The sequence below is a fragment of the Agromyces indicus genome (assembly GCF_031432295.1).
Classification (GTDB): Bacteria; Actinomycetota; Actinomycetes; order Actinomycetales; family Microbacteriaceae; genus Agromyces; species Agromyces indicus.
In genome coordinates this window covers 539172-553702 of record NZ_JAVKGS010000003.1, presented here as the reverse complement: position 1 = coordinate 553702, position 14531 = coordinate 539172, and the positions used below count along the sequence as shown (strand labels likewise).

Here is a 14531-nt window from a genome sequence, read left to right as displayed (position 1 = left end):
CGAGCGGGAGGAGACGGGCATGTCGTTCATCACGAGGGGATTCACCGGGCGGGGCCGCGAGCGCGACGACCGGTTGCCGCCGGGCCAGACGATGGTCGGCGACTTCCCGGTGCTGTCGGCCGGACCCACGCCCGACATCGACACCGCCGACTGGTCGTTCACGATCCGCACCGAGTCCGGAACCGAGCATTCGTGGACGTGGGACGAGTTCCTGGCGCTGCCCATCGAGGACGTCACGACCGACATCCACTGCGTCACGCACTGGTCGAAGCTCGGCACCGGATGGCGCGGCGTGTCGCTCGACACGCTCTTCGCCGACGTCGACACCGAACTCGAGTACACGATGGCGCACAGCTACGGCGGGTACACGACGAACGTGCCCCTCGACGACCTGCTGGACGGCAAGGCGTGGGTCGCCTTCGAGTTCGACGGCGAACCGCTCGACCCCGAGCACGGCGGGCCCGCGCGGCTGCTCGTGCCGCACCTGTACTTCTGGAAGAGCGCGAAGTGGGTTCGCGGGCTCGAGATGATGGCCGACGACGAGCCCGGGTTCTGGGAGCAGAACGGATACCACCTGCGGGGCGACCCGTGGAAGGAGGAGCGGTACTGGTGAGCGGCATGCCGCGGCCCGGATGGCACGTCGCCACGGTCGCCGCGACCCGCCGCGAGACCCCGAACGCGACGCGCATCGAGCTCGACGTCGACGGGTGGCCCGGCAACGAGGCCGGCCAGCACCTCGACGTGCGGCTCACCGCGCCCGACGGCTACACGGCGACCCGGTCGTACTCCATCGCCTCCTCGGGTGAGGGATCGCGCGTCGTGCTCGCGGTCGACAAGCTGCCCGACGGCGAGGTCTCGCCGTACCTCGTCGACGAACTCCGTGCGGGCGATCGACTCGAGGTGCACGGCCCGCTCGGCGCGTTCTTCATCTGGCGACCGGCGGCGGTGACGGATGACGCACGGCCCGTCCAGCTCATCGCGGGCGGCTCGGGCGTCGTGCCGCTCTTCGCGATGGCGCACGCGCACGCCGCCGCCGCCGATCCCACCCCGTTCCGGCTGCTGTACTCGGTGCGGACGCCGGACGACGTGTACTTCGCGTCCGAGTGGGCGGCGCTCGCCGCGGCATCCGCACCGCTGCGCCTCGACCTGGTGTACACGCGGCGCACCCCCGACGGATGGTCCGCCCCGCCCGGGCGGATCACGCGCGACGCGCTCGAGGCCGCGGCGGTGCCCGCGGCGGAGCGCCCCCGGGTGTTCGTCTGCGGCTCGACGGGATTCGTCGAGCGCGTCGCCGACTGGCTCGTCGAACTCGGGCACGAGCCCCGCGACATCCGCACCGAACGATACGGAGGCACGTGATGACGAGTCACCTCGACGGCAACGCCCTCGCCGGACCCCTCGCCGACTTCTTCTCGTTCGACATCACCACGGCGACGGGCCGGTGCAAGGCGTGCGGCACCGTCGCGGAGCTCGCGCGCGCCATGGTCTACGTGAGCGGAGCCGGCACGGTGGTGCGGTGCGCGACCTGCGACCACGTGCTCGCGGTGCTCGTCGACACGGGCGAGCGCGCCTGGATCGACCTCGCCGGCGTCAGCGCGATCGAGGTGCGGCGCTGACGGTCGCGGCCCCCGGCGACCGCAGGATCGAGGACATCCTCTTGCCGCGGGCGAGCTCGTCGACGAGCTTGTCCATGTACCGGATCTGCTGCATGAGCGGGTCGTCGATCTGCTCGACGCGCACGCCGCAGACGACGCCCGTGATGAGTTCGACGTTCGGGTTCATCGCCGGTGCGTTCGCGAAGAACGTCGCGAGGTCGCGGCCGTCGTCGATGGCCTCCTCGAGGCCGGCTTCGTCGTACCCCGTCAGCCAGCGGATGACCTCGTCGACCTCGGCGCGGCTGCGACCCTTCTTCTCCGCCTTCTGCACGTAGAGCGGATGGATGCTCGCGAAGCTCATCCGGAACACCCGGTGTCCGTCCATGGCGCCTCCCGCGGTCGCGTCGCGTTCGTTCCGTCTCCTCCGAGGATAGGCTGCCTCTCGTGCGCCGGCCCCGACCCAACGACGCGATGACGCAGGACGCCCGACTGGCGTGGACGATCGGCGGTGCGCTGCTCATCGCCTCGACGTTCGTCGCCGCATTCCTCGGACCGGTCCTCTGGTCGGTCCCTGGCGGGGAGTTCCTCGGCCCCGTGCTCGTCGCGGTCGCCCTGCTGATCTTCGCCTTGGGGTTCCGCGGCGCCGGCAGCGTCACTGCGGGGCGGCCGCTCGGGACGGTCGCGCTCGTGCTGCTCGCCCTGTGGTCGTTCGCGGATCGCGCGGTCTGGTGGCTCCTGCCGCTCGACGAGTCCACCCCGGAGCGCTTCGGCTTCCTGTTCGCGGCGATCCCGCTGCTCAGGGCGGTGCTGGCGGTGGTGGCCTGCGTCCAGATCGCGCGTGCCGGCGTCGTCCCCGCGCCGTGGAACTGGGCGCCGTGCTGGGCGCTCATCGCGGTGATCCTTCCGTCGCTCGCACAGGCGCTGCTCGTCGTGGCGGCGCCGCAGTCGGCTGATCAGGCCATCCTGACGCTGCTCGTCTCCCTCGACGGGCTTGCGCGGGCCGCGGCGGGGGTGTTCCTCGGCGTGCTGGCCATCGTGCTCGCGAACCGCCTCGATCGCACGCGGACGGTGGGCATCATCACGCCCGCACGCTGACGGCACCGTCGGTTCCGCGGCGGGTCGTCGCGGCCCGTGGGAGGCTGAGCACGTGTGGATCGGCTGGATCGAGTTCGACCTGCTGCTCGGCGACGTGCACTCGCTGAAGCAGAAGCGGGGCACGCTGCGTCCGGTGCTCGCCGAGCTGCGGCGCGCCACCGAGGCCTCCGTCGCCGAAGTGGGCGACCACGACCTCCACCGCCGCGGCGCGATCGGCGTCGGCGTGGTGGCGGCCGACGCCGGCCGCGTCGGCGAGGTGCTCGACCGCGCCGAGCGGCTCGTCGCCGCGCACCCGGAGTTCACGCTCCTCTCGGCGCGACGCGGCCTGCGCCGCAGCGACGACGACTGATCCGACGAGCGGCGGGCTCACGCCACGCGCGCCCCGTCCTTCCACGTCTCGGCGACGAGCGGCACGCCCGGCCGGTAGGCCAGGTGCACGTGCGACGGCGCGTCGAGCAGCGCGAGGTCGGCTCGAGCCCCGGGACGGAGGACGCCGACATCCGTTCGCCGCAGCGCCGCGGCACCGCCCGCGGTGGCGGCCCGCACCGCCTCGGCGGGCGTCATGCCCATCTCGCGCACGGCGAGCGCGATGCAGAACGGCATCGAGCTCGTGAAGCTCGACCCGGGGTTGCAGTCGCTCGCGAGTGCCACGGTCACGCCGGCGTCGATGAGGCGTCGCGCGTCGGGGTACGGATGCCGCGTCGAGAACTCCACGCCCGGAAGCAGCGTCGCCACGGTCCGCGAACCCGCGAGCGCCGCGACATCCGCGTCGCTCAGGTACGTGCAGTGGTCGACGGATGCCGCATCGAGCTCGACCGCGAGGCGCACGCCGTCGCCCTCGCCGAGCTGGTTGCCGTGCACGCGCACGCCGAGGCCCTCGGCGCGTCCCGCCTCGAGCACGCGGCGGGACTGCTCGGCGTCGAACGCGCCGCGCTCGCAGAACGCGTCGACCCAGCGGACGTGGGGCTTGCACGCCTGGAGCATCTCGCCGGCGACGAGCTCGACGTAGCCGTCGGCGCCGCCGGCGCGCTCGGTGAACTCCGCGGGCACCACGTGCGCGCCGAGGAACGTGACCTCGTCGGTCACCTCGGCGGCCAGCCGCGCGAGGCGTTCCTCGTCGACGACCGAGAGGCCGTACCCGGTCTTCACCTCGAACGTGGCCGTGCCCTGCCCGTGCAGCTCGCGGACGAACCCCGCGAGCCGCGCGCGCAGCTCGTCGTCGGTCGCCTCGCGCGTCGCCGCGACGGTCGAGCGGATGCCGCCCGCCTCGTACGCGCGCCCGGCCATGCGCGCCGCGAACTCCTCCGCCCGGTCGCCGCCGAAGACGAGGTGCGTGTGGGAGTCGACGAACCCGGGGATCACCGCGCGCCCGCGGGCGTCGAGCACCTCGATGCGGTGCGGGTGCGGGGAGCCCGCCGTCGCCTCGAGCGACGGAGCGTCGCCGGATCGCCCGATCCAGGTGATGACGCCGTCGTCGGCGACGAGGGCCGCGTCGCGGAGGATGCCGAGCGGGCCGCCCTCGCGATCCGGCGCCGGGTCGTTCGTGACGAGCTCGCCGATGCCGGTGACGAGCAGCCGTCCGGATGCTGCGGCGTGCGGCATCCGTCAGCCCTCGAGCATCGGCACGCGGAGGCCGCGCTCGCGGGCCACCTCGACCGCGCGGTCATAGCCGGCGTCGACGTGCCGCATGACGCCCGTGCCGGGGTCGTTCACGAGCACGCGCGCGATCTTCTCGGCGGCGAGGTCGGTGCCGTCGGCGACGACGACCTGGCCGGCGTGGATGGAGCGGCCGATGCCGACGCCGCCGCCATGGTGGATCGACACCCAGGTCGCGCCCGACGCGGTGTTCAGCAGCGCATTGAGCAGCGGCCAGTCGGCGATCGCGTCGGAGCCGTCGGCCATCGACTCGGTCTCGCGGTACGGCGAGGCGACGGAGCCGGAGTCGAGGTGGTCCCGACCGATCACGACGGGCGCCGACAGTTCGCCCGAGGCGACCATCTCGTTGAACTTCAGCCCCGCGAGGTGGCGCTCCTGGTAGCCGAGCCAGCAGATCCGCGCCGGCAGGCCCTCGAAGTGCACCTTCTCGCCGGCCTGCTCGATCCAGCGGCGCAGGTGCGCGTCCTCCGGAAACAGCTCGAGGATGGCGCGGTCGGTCGCCGCGATGTCGGCCGGGTCGCCCGACAGCGCCGCCCAGCGGAACGGTCCCTTGCCCTCGGCGAACAGCGGGCGGATGTAGGCGGGCACGAAGCCCGGGAAGTCGAATGCGTGCTCGTACCCGCCGAGCTCGGCCTCGCGCCGGATGGAGTTGCCGTAGTCGAACACCTCGGCCCCCTCGGCCTGGAAGCCGACCATGGCCTCGACGTGCCGGGCCATCGACCGGCGGGCGAGCTCGGTGAACTCGTGCGGGTCGGAGGCCGCGAGCGCGTGCCACTCGTCGACGGACACGCCCTCGGGCAGGTACGAGAGCGGGTCGTGCGCGCTCGTCTGGTCGGTGACGATGTCGATGGGGACGCGCCGCTCGAGGAGCTCCGGGAACACGGTGGCCGCGTTGCCGACGACCCCCACGCTGAGCGCGGTCCCCGTCGCCTTCGCGGCGAGCACCCGCTCGACCGCGGCGTCCAGCGACGGTGCGACCTCGTCGAGGTACCCGTGGTCGACGCGTCGGCGGAGGCGCGTCTCGTCGACGTCGACGATGAGCACCGCGCCGCCGTTCATCGTCACGGCGAGCGGCTGCGCGCCGCCCATGCCGCCGCAGCCGGCGGTGAGGGTGAGCGTGCCGGCCAGCGTCGCCGACGCGACCTCGCCCGCGGTCGCCCCGCGCTTGGCGGCGAGCGAGCGGGCGACGGCGCCGAAGGTCTCGTAGGTGCCCTGCAGGATGCCCTGGGTCCCGATGTAGATCCAGGAGCCGGCCGTCATCTGCCCGTACATCGTGAGGCCGAGCTGCTCGAGGCGGCGGAACTCGGGCCACGTCGCCCAGTCGCCGACGAGGTTCGAGTTCGCGATGAGCACTCGCGGCGCCCACTCGTGCGTGCGGAAGACGCCGACGGGCTTGCCCGACTGGACGAGCAGCGTCTCGTCGGCGTCGAGGCCCTCGAGCGTGCGCACGATCGCGTCGTAGGCCTCCCAGTTGCGTGCCGCCCTGCCGGTGCCGCCGTAGACGATGAGGTCTTCGGGGCGCTCGGCGACCTCGGGGTCGAGGTTGTTCATGAGCATGCGCAGCGGCGCCTCGGTCTGCCAGCTCTTCGCGGTCAGCTCGGTGCCGCGGGCGGCGCGGACGGTGCGGGGGCCGGCGGCGGTGCCGGTCGAGGTGGGTGCAGCGGTGGTCATGTTCCGATCACACACCCTGGGGGTGGGGCGGGCAACGGATGCCGCAGCCGAGCTGTCCGGGATCCCGGACTCGCCGGCTCAGCCCAGCTTCACGCCGCGGGCCGCCATGAACGGGACCGCGTCGACCGCGGTGCCGTCGATGCGCACCTCGAAGTGGAGGTGGCATCCGGTCGAGGCGCCCGTGCTGCCGACCACCGCGATGAGCTCGCCTGCCGCGACCTCCTGGCCCGGGTCGACCAGGATGCCGCCCTCGCGGATGTGGGCGTAGCCGGTCGAGATGCCGGCGCCGTGGTCGATGAGGACCCAGTTGCCGTACGTGCCGTTGGGGCCCGCGGACGTCACGGTGCCGCCCGTCGCCGCGTAGATGCCCGCACCGCACTGGGCGGCGATGTCGGTCCCGCGGTGGAACTCGTTCACGCCGGGGACGGGCTTCACGGGTCGCGGGCCGAACACGTCGGAGATCGTGCCCGTGGCCGGGTTCGCCCACCCCTGCTCGCTGAGCTGCCCCACGTCCTGCGGGAGGGTGTCGACGATCGCGACCGTCTCGGCCGCGACGCGGGACTGCAGCCCGCGGAGGTCGGCGCGCGCGGCGGTGACGGCGGCCCGGGCGGCGTCGACCGCGGCCTGGAGGTCGTCGATCGGCACCGCTTCGACTGCGAGCCACGCGGCGGCGGCGCGCTCCTCGGCCTTGACGGCGTCGGCCTCGCGGCGCTCCGCGATCTCGCGCAGCCGGTCGACGTCGCCCGAGAGCTGCTGCACCCGCTCGAGGCCGCCGAGGCCCGCGAGGAGGTCGTTGCCGGCCTTGAACGCCGCATCGACGGAGGTGATCGCCGCGCCGTCGCCACGGCTCGCGGCGAGGTAGGCGGCCGCAGCCCGCTCGGCGACCCCGCGGGCCTCCGCTGCGCGCTCGTCGAGTCGCTCGGCCGTCGTGCGCGCCACCTGCTGGGTCGTGCGGCCGGCGTCGAGGGCGGCCTCGGCCTCGCGGAGGTCGGCCTGCGCGCGCTCGAGCTGCGTGCGGAGCCCGAGCAGGGCGGTGACCTCGGCGTCGGCGGAGGTGTCGGTCGTCGCCATGCGGGCCACGGGTCCGTCGCCGACGAGCACGTACGGCGCAGGCGTCGTGGGAGCCGGCGTGGGCGTGGGCGCCGTGGTCGGCGCCGGCGTCGTCGGCGCTGGAGTGGGAGTCGGGGTCGGGGTCGGCGTCGGCGTGGGGGTCGGCGTCGGCGTGGGCGTGGGCGTCGGGGTCGGTGCCGGCTCGGTGGGTGCCGGGTCGGTCGGCGCGGGCTCGGTGGGCGCCGGCTCGGTGGGGGTCGTCGGCGCCGGCTCCGTGGGCGTCGGCTCGGCGGTCGGCGCGGCCGTCTCGCTCGAGCTCGTCGTCTGGTCGGTCTCGGAGGCGAAGGCGGGCGCCGTCGGAACGAGGCCGAGGAGCAGGGTGCCGGCGATCGCGGCGACGGCAAGCGTGCACCGCCGGGCGGGCCTCGCTCGGAACGGGTCGGTGTCGTCGATGCGCTGATGCATAAGTGAGTCCATCGCCGACGGTCTTCGTCGGCGATGCCCAAGTCTTGCATCGGGCGGGTTACCGCACAACCACGCCACGGATACGGGACGCCCACAGTTCGGGTGCCGCCCGCGGCATCCGCTCAACCGAGATCGACGACGGATGCCGCGCGCGAGACGACCTCGCCCGAGGCCACCGCCTCGACGACCGACTCGATCTCGGGGGCGAGGAAGCGGTCGGGGCCGGGGGCCCCGCCTCGCTCGACCGCGAGGGCGACCACGGCGCCCGTCGCGGCGCCGGGCGCGAGCGGCGCGCGGAGCGCGAGGCCGCGCGCCGCGGTGAGCACCTCGATCGCGAGGACGCGCGTGAGCCCGTCGATCGCGCGCCGCAGCTTGCGCGCGGCGGCCCAGCCCATCGACACGTGGTCCTCCTGCATGGCCGACGACGGGATCGAGTCGACCGACGCCGGCACCGCGAGGCGCTTCAGCTCCGACACGATGCCCGCGGCCGTGTACTGCGCGATCATGAGCCCGGAGTCGACGCCGACCTCGTGCGCGAGGAACGGCGGCAGGCCCTGGCTGCGGGCCCGGTCGAGGAAGCGGTCGGTGCGGCGCTCGCTCATCGAGGCGACATCCGCCACCGCGATCGCGAGGAAGTCGAGCACGTACCCGACGGGGGCGCCGTGGAAGTTGCCGTTCGACTCGACGCGCCCGTCGGGCGTGAGCACCGGGTTGTCGATGGCGCTCGCGAGCTCGGCCTCGGCGACGGATGCCGCGTGGGCGAGGGTGTCGCGCGCCGCGCCGTGCACCTGCGGGGCGCAGCGCAGCGAGTAGGCGTCCTGCACGCGCGTGCACTCGGGGCCCTGGTGGCTCGCGACGATGGGGGAGCCCGCGAGCAGCCGGCGGAGGTTCGCGGCCGACACGGCCTGGCCGCGCTGCGGGCGCAGCTCGTGCAGGTCCGCGGCGAACACGGCGTCGGTGCCGAGCAGGCCCTCGACGCTCATGGCGGCTGCGACGTCGGCCGTGGTCAGCAGCGTGCGGAGGTCGTGGATGGCGAGCGCGAGCATGCCGAGCATGCCGTCGGTGCCGTTGATGAGGGCGAGGCCCTCCTTCTCGCCGAGGCGCACGGGCGAGATGCCGGCGGCGGCGAGGGCGGACGCGGCATCCGTGGTCTCGGGACGCTCGCCGGCCCTCGCTCCTCGATCACCGGCGGGGTCGACGCGCACCTCGCCCTCGCCCATGGCGACGAGCGCGCAGTGGGCGAGCGGCGCGAGGTCGCCCGAGCAGCCGAGCGAGCCGTACTCGCGCACGACCGGGGTGATGCCCGCGTTGAGGATGGCGGCGTACGTCTCGGCCGTCTCGCGGCGCACGCCCGTGCGGCCGGTCATGAGCGTCGAGAGCCGCAGCAGCATGAGGGCGCGCACGACCTCGCGCTCGACCTCGGCGCCCGAGCCGGCGGCGTGCGAGCGGACGAGGCTCGCCTGCAGCTGCGCGCGGCGGTCCTCGGCGATGAAGGTGGTCGCGAGCGCACCGAACCCGGTCGAGATGCCGTAGTGCGGTTCCGGGTCGGCGGCGAGGCCCTCGATGATCGCGCGGCTCGCGGCGACCTCCTCGAGCGCGGTCGGGTCGAGCACGACGCGCGCGTCGTGACGGGCGACGGCGACGACCTCGTCGATGGTGAGCGGTCCGGTGCCGACGGTGACGGCGTCGACGGATGCCGCGGTGCGGGCGTTCTCGGGCGCGATGGTGCTCATGTCACCGATTCCACACCGGGGCGGTGCGCGCGGGAACGCCCCGTAGTACGCTGGCGTCCGGGATCCCGGACGAGGAGGTGCGATGGCGGAGCCGAAGGCGCCGGCGGCCGACCAGGTGCTCGCGATCCTCACGCACCTGGCCGCCCAGCGGGGCCCCGCACCCGCCGCCGCGATCGCGACGGCGCTCGGGCTGCCGCGCTCCACGACGTACCAGCTCCTCGCGGTGCTGCAGGAACGCGGCTTCGTCGTGCACCTGCCCGAGGAGCGCCGCTACGGGCTCGGCGTCGCCGCGTTCGAGCTCTCGAGCGGCTTCAGCCGCCAGCAGCCGCTCACGCGGCTCGGGCGACCGCTCGTGGCCGGCCTCGTCGACCGGCTCGGCGAGTCCGGCCACCTCGCGGTCCTCCACGGGCGCGACGTGCTCTACCTCGTCGAGGAGCGCGCCGCCAGGCGCCCGTCGCTCGTCTCCGACGTCGGTGTCCGCCTGCCTGCGCACCTGACCGCGTCCGGCCGGGCGATGCTCGCGGTGCTCCCGCCGGCGCAGCTCCGGGCGCTCTACCCCGATCGCGCCGCGTTCGCCGAGCGCGCGTCCGGCCCCGCGGATGCCGCGCCCTGGACCTACTCGCGCCTGAAGTCGGTCCTCGCCGAGGTGCGGACCGCGGGCGTCGCCGGCGAGCACGGCGAGGTGACGAGCGGCCTGGCCTCGGTCGGGGCGGCCGTCGTCGACCACCTCGGCTGGCCCGCGGCCGCGATCGCCGTGACCTTCGCCGAGGGGTCGTCCGACGAGCTCGTCCGCGCGGCGACCGGCGCGGTGACGGACGCGGCGGCGACCCTGTCGCGCCGGATCCGTGGCACCCGCTGACCGCGGCTACCGTGGAGAGCCACGACGAGGAGGCGACGATGGCGCAGTTCATCCGGTACACCGAGCACGGCGGACCCGAGGTACTCACCCCGGTCGAGGGCCCGGTGCCCGACCCGCCCGAGGGCGGCGTCGTGGTCGAGGTGCGCGCCGCCGGCGTGAACCCCGTCGACTCGAAGATCCGCAGCGGCCGGCGCGGCACGCGCGACTTCAGCCGGCCGCAGGGTCTGGGGGCGGATGCCGCGGGCGTCGTCGTCGCCGTCGCCGACGGCGTGGACGGCGTGCGGCCGGGTGACGAGGTCATCGTGCACGGCGCGTCGGGGGCGTACGCGAGCCACGTCGTCGCGACGCCCGACCAGCTCGTGCCCAAGCCCGCCGAGCTGAGCTTCGAGCAGGGAGCGGCCCTCGGCATCCCCGCGGGCACCGCGTACCAGGTGCTGCGCTCGCTCGGCCTGCGCGAGGGCGAGACGCTGCTCCTGCATGCCGGCTCCGGCGGCGTCGGACAGGCCGCCATCCAGTTCGCGCGGACCTTCGGGGCCCGGGTCGTCGCGACCGCCTCGCCCGCGAATCACGACCGCCTGCGCGAGCTCGGCGCCGTCCCCGTGGCGTACGGGCCCGGACTCGTCGACCGCCTGCGGGAGGCCGCGCCGGACGGTTATGACGTCGCGCTCGATGGGGCCGGCACCGACGAGGCCATCGAGGCGAGCCTCGAGCTCGTGCCCGACCGCGACCGCGTCGCGACGATCGTCCGCATGGCCGACGCGGCCGACCTCGGCATCCGGACCTGGTCCGGCGCGATCCCGTCGACGATGGGACCCGAGGAGGTCCGGCTGCGTGCGGAGGGCGTCGCCGAGGCCGCGCGACTCGCGGCCGAGGGGCGGTTCGAGGTCGAGATCTCCGGCCGGTACCCGCTCGCGGAGGCCGCCGACGCCCAGCGCGAGAGCGAGGACGGCCACGTGCGCGGCAAGCTCGTGCTCGTGCCCTAAGCCCTGCCGTCATTCCCCGCGGTGGCGGCCGCGCTCAGCCCCGCCGTCGCGCGCGGCCGAGGCGGGATCGGGCCCCCGCCGTCACCCGGCGCGGCAGCGGACGCGTGTCGGGATGCACGCGACCCGCGGTCACCTCGGCGCGACGGTCGCCGTCGAGCACGACGAACCCCACGTGCAGCGACCCCTCGCCGAGGAACGCCGTCTCCTCCGGCGTGAGCCGCAGCTCGACGCGCCCGCGCCGGAGCTCGGCGCGCCGCCGCAGGACGACACCCGACGCCCGCCGCTCGAGGCGCACCAGCACGCCCGCGCCATCCGGAACGCCCTCGAGTCGCGCCGAGAGGCGCAGGCGGTCGCCGGGGCGCCGCAGTCGCAGCCGCCCCACCTCGAACGCCGGCAGCGGCACCGCGCGATGGCGGACCGCCGCCCGGCGCTGCACCTCGCCCCATCGTGCGACGACCTCGGCGTCGCCGAAGCGCGCGGCGGCCGCTCGGGCCGCCGCCCGCAGCCGCGCCCGATCCGCCTCGGGGAGTTCCGCCACGTGCCGGACCGCGTCGGCGAGCGCCTGCACATCGCCCGGCGCGACGAGGAACCCGTCGACGCCGTGCTCGATGAGGTCGGCCGGTCCGTAGGGGATGTCGTACGCGATCGGCACGCAGCCGCGCGACATCGCCTCGAGCAGTACGAGCGGCGCGCCCTCCGACGTGCTCGTGAGCAGGGTGACGGATGCCTCGGCGAACGCCTCGGCGGCGTCCGTGCGGTGCCCGGCGAACTCGACGACCTCGGCCAGGCCGCGATCGTGCACCGCGGCGTCGAGGCGCGCCCGCTCGGGCCCGGAGCCGAAGATGCGCAGCGTCGCGGGAACGCCGTTCGCGCGCGCGAGTGCGACCGCCTCGACCGCGTGGTGCACGCGCTTGCGTCCGGTCAGGCCCGCGACGACGACGACGGATGCGGGGTCGCGCGTCGCGTCGTCCGCGGCCGGCTCCGGAGCGGCCGGGTCGATCGGGGCGGGGGTGGCGTTCGGCACGACGGCGAGGTTGCCGCCGTCCCCGAGGAGGGTCACGACATCCGCTCGCTGCCGTTCGGTGAGGAACACCACCGCATCGAACCGCTCCGGACGCGAGAGCGCGTCGCGCCGGGACGCGCGGAGCGGCCCCAGCGGCCGACCCCGCCCCGAGAGGTGCGCGTTGTGCACGACGTGCAGCGTCACGACCTCGGGCAGGTGCACGCGCGCCATGAACCGAGCCGCGGTCTTGCTGTCGACGATCGCGAACGCAGGCCCGTCGCCCGAGACGTCGGCGATCCAGTCGGCGTAGCAGGCCCACGCCGACTCCCACCGGCGAACCGGCCGTTCCTCGCGGTCGAAGGCCGTGATGCGACGACGCACCCCGTCGTTCCGCGGCTGTTCGTCGAGCACCGCGAGCGAGCCGTCGGCGCGGCGGTGCTCGACGCGGACGCCGCGCGCGACCTCCCGGGAGACCACGGTGCCGGGTCCGGCGTCGGCCGGGTCGCCCCGCAGCTCCTCGTAGAGGTTGCGGATGCGCAGCCCCGGCACGAGCTCGCCGCGCGCCTCGAGCCGCTCGCGCACGGCGGGGTAGTCGGTGCGCGCGTCGAAGGTGAGCACGTCGACCTCGGCGCCGGCGAGCCGCACGAACGAACGCGACCGCCGCAGCATCGCCCCCGTCATGCCGCCGGCCGCATCGGGGATGCTCCACGTCACGGCCAGCTGCCGACCGTGCGGCAGGAGTTCGTGGTCCTCTCGCGGCGTCATGCGGCGGGCACCAGCCAGTTCCGCAGCATCCGCGTCACCCACGGCAGCACCCAGTACGTCATGATCGGCGTCAGCACGAGGGTCGTCGCGAGCACGCGCAGCGCCAGCGGCACGTCGTCCCAGCCCGGGACGAACGCCATGAGCAGCGCGAACACGAGGTTCACCGGGAAGAAGCCCAGCCAGATGCTCACCGCCTGCTTCCAGCGCGGGGGCGCGGCCGGCAGGGCGGCCGGCTCCGCGGCATCCGTCACCGAGGGCACCGAGCCCGTGGGCGGGTCGTCGAACCAGCCCTCGATGCCCGTGCGCCGCTTCGCCCGCTCGTCGCGCACGAACCCGCGCCCCATCTCGAGCCACCATGCGCGTTCGGGGGAGTCCTCCCACGCCGCGAGCGTCTGCTCGTCGGAGAAGCGGTAGAGCATGTGCCACACCGTCGAGTCGTCGCCCGCCCGCACCCAGCCCGACCCGAGGAAGCCGGGGTACCGGTTGGCGAGGTTCACGCCCGTCTGCACCCAGACGGTCGCCTCGGCGATGCGGTCGGGATCCACCTCGCGGCGGATCGAGACGGTGATCGGTTCGCTGGCCATGCCACCATCGAACCCCACGCGCGTTGCCGGTGCGTAACGGATGCCGCCGGCCGGCCTCATCCGGCGCCCTCCTGCCGTGCGCCGGCGAGCATCCGGGCCGATGCGCGGATGTCGGCCTCCCGCTGCTCGCGGTTGAGGTGCACGAGGCGCTCGTCGCGCAGCTCGAGCCGGAGCGCCTCCTGCGCGGGGATCCCCGCACGGAGCTGCCGGGCACGCTCGACCTCGGAGTCGAGGACCGCGCCGACCAGCACGGCCATGTTGCCGAGCCAGGTCCACAGGAGGAAGGCGAGGATGCCGCCGAGCACGCCGTAGACGCGGTCGTAGCTGGCGAAGTTCCACACGTACAGGCCGAAGAGCACGGTCGTCATGATCCAGACGGCGAGCGCGACCCCCGCGCCGACGGATATCCACCGCCGGCGGGGTCGGCGCACGTTCGGAGCGGCCCAGTACAGCACGGCGAGCATGAGGCCCGCGAGGACGGCGACGAACGGCAGCTTGGCGAGATCCCAGATGAGCACCCAGCCGTCGTCGATGCCGAGCGCGCGGAACATGGCCGTCGCGACGTTGCCGCTGACGACGAGCGCCACCGCGACGAGCGAGCCGAGCACGACGAGCACGGCCGCCGCGCCCAGCATCGCCGGGCGGGACTTCCAGAACGGGCGGCCCTCGGGCACGCCGAGGATCCGGTTCATGCCTCGCCCGAACGTGCCGAGGTACCCGGACACGGTCCAGAGGGTGACCACGAGGCCGGTCGCGAGCGCGAGGCCGGCGCGGGAGGCGTTCAGCAGCTGGTCGAGCGGCTCGGTGAGCGCCGACGCGACGTCCTCGCCGCCGAGGTCGCGCACGGCGGCGAGGGCACCGCGGGCGACTTCGTCGGCGCTGCCGAACACGCCGAGCAGCGCGGCCGCCGCGAGCAGCGCGGGGCACACCGTGAGCACCACGTAGTACGTGAGGGCGGCGGCCAGGTCCCAGCACTGGTGGATGCGGAACTCGTGCACGGTGCGGGTCGCGATGACCTGCCAGTCGGGACGGGTCGCCGTCGTCGTGAGCATGACCCGAGCCTAGGCACGGC

At 74.6% G+C, this 14531-nt stretch carries 16 protein-coding genes; 8 read left to right on the top strand and 8 right to left on the bottom strand.

All coding sequences use genetic code 11. The annotated features are described in order from the left end of the window. The first annotated feature begins 19 nt into the window (after positions 1-19). The 3 genes from RH861_RS12500 to RH861_RS12490 are packed head-to-tail and all read left to right on the top strand — an operon-like array spanning position 20 to position 1616. The gene (locus tag RH861_RS12500; RefSeq protein ID WP_310521244.1) at positions 20-613 is read left to right on the top strand and encodes a sulfite oxidase-like oxidoreductase; all 594 of its coding nucleotides are present in this window, start codon (positions 20-22) and stop codon (positions 611-613) included. A gap of 5 nt (positions 614-618) precedes the next feature. Beyond that, entirely contained in the window at positions 619-1359 is a 741-nt protein-coding gene (locus RH861_RS12495; RefSeq protein ID WP_067949091.1) for an FAD-binding oxidoreductase, read from the top strand. Continuing rightward, positions 1359-1616 carry a DUF6510 family protein gene (locus RH861_RS12490; protein ID WP_067949076.1) on the top strand — a complete coding sequence of 86 codons (258 nt, stop codon included), beginning with the start codon at positions 1359-1361 and terminating at the stop codon, positions 1614-1616. The genes RH861_RS12495 and RH861_RS12490 overlap by 1 nt, the downstream gene beginning before the upstream one ends. Here RH861_RS12490 and RH861_RS12485 read toward each other — a convergent pair. Further along, on the bottom strand, positions 1591-1980 hold the full coding sequence (locus RH861_RS12485; RefSeq protein WP_310521243.1) for a DUF2200 domain-containing protein: 390 nt from the start codon (positions 1978-1980) through the stop codon (positions 1591-1593). The two genes, RH861_RS12490 and RH861_RS12485, sit on opposite strands and share 26 nt — an antisense overlap. A gap of 59 nt (positions 1981-2039) precedes the next feature. Here RH861_RS12485 and RH861_RS12480 point away from each other — a divergent pair, with 59 nt between their 5' ends. Then, on the top strand, positions 2040-2690 hold the full coding sequence (locus RH861_RS12480) for a hypothetical protein (protein ID WP_310521242.1): 651 nt from the start codon (positions 2040-2042) through the stop codon (positions 2688-2690). A 52-nt stretch (positions 2691-2742) separates the two neighbouring features. After that, the gene (locus RH861_RS12475) at positions 2743-3039 is read left to right on the top strand and encodes a DUF503 domain-containing protein (RefSeq protein ID WP_310521241.1); all 297 of its coding nucleotides are present in this window, start codon (positions 2743-2745) and stop codon (positions 3037-3039) included. Between the two features lie 17 nt (positions 3040-3056). Here RH861_RS12475 and hutI read toward each other — a convergent pair whose 3' ends face one another. The 3 genes from hutI to RH861_RS12460 all read right to left on the bottom strand — a co-directional run bounded on the left by hutI (position 3057) and on the right by RH861_RS12460 (position 7088). After that, positions 3057-4292, bottom strand: a complete 1236-nt coding sequence (gene hutI, locus RH861_RS12470; RefSeq protein ID WP_310521240.1) for an imidazolonepropionase — start codon at positions 4290-4292, stop codon at positions 3057-3059. Between the two features lie 3 nt (positions 4293-4295). Beyond that, positions 4296-6017 carry a urocanate hydratase gene (hutU, locus tag RH861_RS12465; RefSeq protein WP_310521239.1) on the bottom strand — a complete coding sequence of 574 codons (1722 nt, stop codon included), beginning with the start codon at positions 6015-6017 and terminating at the stop codon, positions 4296-4298. 78 nt (positions 6018-6095) lie between these two features. Further along, positions 6096-7088, bottom strand: coding sequence for a M23 family metallopeptidase (locus RH861_RS12460; protein WP_310521238.1), 993 nt, complete (start codon positions 7086-7088; stop codon positions 6096-6098). Here RH861_RS12460 and RH861_RS12455 point away from each other — a divergent pair. Continuing rightward, on the top strand, positions 7051-7527 hold the full coding sequence (locus RH861_RS12455; protein WP_310521237.1) for a hypothetical protein: 477 nt from the start codon (positions 7051-7053) through the stop codon (positions 7525-7527). The two genes, RH861_RS12460 and RH861_RS12455, sit on opposite strands and share 38 nt — an antisense overlap. Before the next feature lie 127 nt (positions 7528-7654). On the opposite strand, the gene hutH is transcribed toward RH861_RS12455, so the two are convergent. Continuing rightward, entirely contained in the window at positions 7655-9265 is a 1611-nt protein-coding gene (gene hutH, locus RH861_RS12450) for a histidine ammonia-lyase (RefSeq protein ID WP_310521236.1), read from the bottom strand. 82 nt (positions 9266-9347) lie between these two features. Between hutH and RH861_RS12445 the strand changes: the two genes are divergently transcribed. Then, entirely contained in the window at positions 9348-10124 is a 777-nt protein-coding gene (locus tag RH861_RS12445; protein ID WP_248599795.1) for an IclR family transcriptional regulator, read from the top strand. 38 nt (positions 10125-10162) lie between these two features. Then, the gene (locus RH861_RS12440; protein ID WP_310521235.1) at positions 10163-11107 is read left to right on the top strand and encodes a quinone oxidoreductase family protein; all 945 of its coding nucleotides are present in this window, start codon (positions 10163-10165) and stop codon (positions 11105-11107) included. 34 nt (positions 11108-11141) lie between these two features. On the opposite strand, the gene RH861_RS12435 is transcribed toward RH861_RS12440, so the two are convergent. From RH861_RS12435 to RH861_RS12425, 3 genes are read right to left on the bottom strand one after another with little or no spacing between them, the layout of a single operon-like run. Continuing rightward, positions 11142-12875: a glycosyltransferase gene (locus RH861_RS12435; protein ID WP_310521234.1), complete on the bottom strand. Its 1734-nt coding sequence runs from the start codon at positions 12873-12875 to the stop codon at positions 11142-11144. Then, positions 12872-13459, bottom strand: coding sequence for an antibiotic biosynthesis monooxygenase (locus RH861_RS12430; protein WP_067948140.1), 588 nt, complete (start codon positions 13457-13459; stop codon positions 12872-12874). Before RH861_RS12430 ends, RH861_RS12435 begins: the two co-directional genes overlap by 4 nt. A 56-nt stretch (positions 13460-13515) precedes the next feature. After that, positions 13516-14511 carry a YihY/virulence factor BrkB family protein gene (locus RH861_RS12425; RefSeq protein ID WP_310521233.1) on the bottom strand — a complete coding sequence of 332 codons (996 nt, stop codon included), beginning with the start codon at positions 14509-14511 and terminating at the stop codon, positions 13516-13518. Between the last annotated feature and the right edge of the window lie 20 nt (positions 14512-14531).

Coding starts and splice junctions, on each gene's coding strand:
- RH861_RS12490 (WP_067949076.1), top strand. CDS start 1,359: ATGACGAGTCACCTCGACGGCAACGCCCTCGCCGGACCCCTCGCCGAC.
- RH861_RS12495 (WP_067949091.1), top strand. CDS start 619: ATGCCGCGGCCCGGATGGCACGTCGCCACGGTCGCCGCGACCCGCCGC.
- RH861_RS12460 (WP_310521238.1), bottom strand. CDS start 7,088: ATGGCGACGACCGACACCTCCGCCGACGCCGAGGTCACCGCCCTGCTC.
- RH861_RS12430 (WP_067948140.1), bottom strand. CDS start 13,459: ATGGCCAGCGAACCGATCACCGTCTCGATCCGCCGCGAGGTGGATCCC.
- RH861_RS12440 (WP_310521235.1), top strand. CDS start 10,163: ATGGCGCAGTTCATCCGGTACACCGAGCACGGCGGACCCGAGGTACTC.
- hutU (WP_310521239.1), bottom strand. CDS start 6,017: ATGACCACCGCTGCACCCACCTCGACCGGCACCGCCGCCGGCCCCCGC.
- RH861_RS12425 (WP_310521233.1), bottom strand. CDS start 14,511: ATGCTCACGACGACGGCGACCCGTCCCGACTGGCAGGTCATCGCGACC.
- hutI (WP_310521240.1), bottom strand. CDS start 4,292: ATGCCGCACGCCGCAGCATCCGGACGGCTGCTCGTCACCGGCATCGGC.
- RH861_RS12435 (WP_310521234.1), bottom strand. CDS start 12,875: ATGACGCCGCGAGAGGACCACGAACTCCTGCCGCACGGTCGGCAGCTG.
- hutH (WP_310521236.1), bottom strand. CDS start 9,265: ATGAGCACCATCGCGCCCGAGAACGCCCGCACCGCGGCATCCGTCGAC.
- RH861_RS12500 (WP_310521244.1), top strand. CDS start 20: ATGTCGTTCATCACGAGGGGATTCACCGGGCGGGGCCGCGAGCGCGAC.
- RH861_RS12445 (WP_248599795.1), top strand. CDS start 9,348: ATGGCGGAGCCGAAGGCGCCGGCGGCCGACCAGGTGCTCGCGATCCTC.
- RH861_RS12485 (WP_310521243.1), bottom strand. CDS start 1,980: ATGGACGGACACCGGGTGTTCCGGATGAGCTTCGCGAGCATCCATCCG.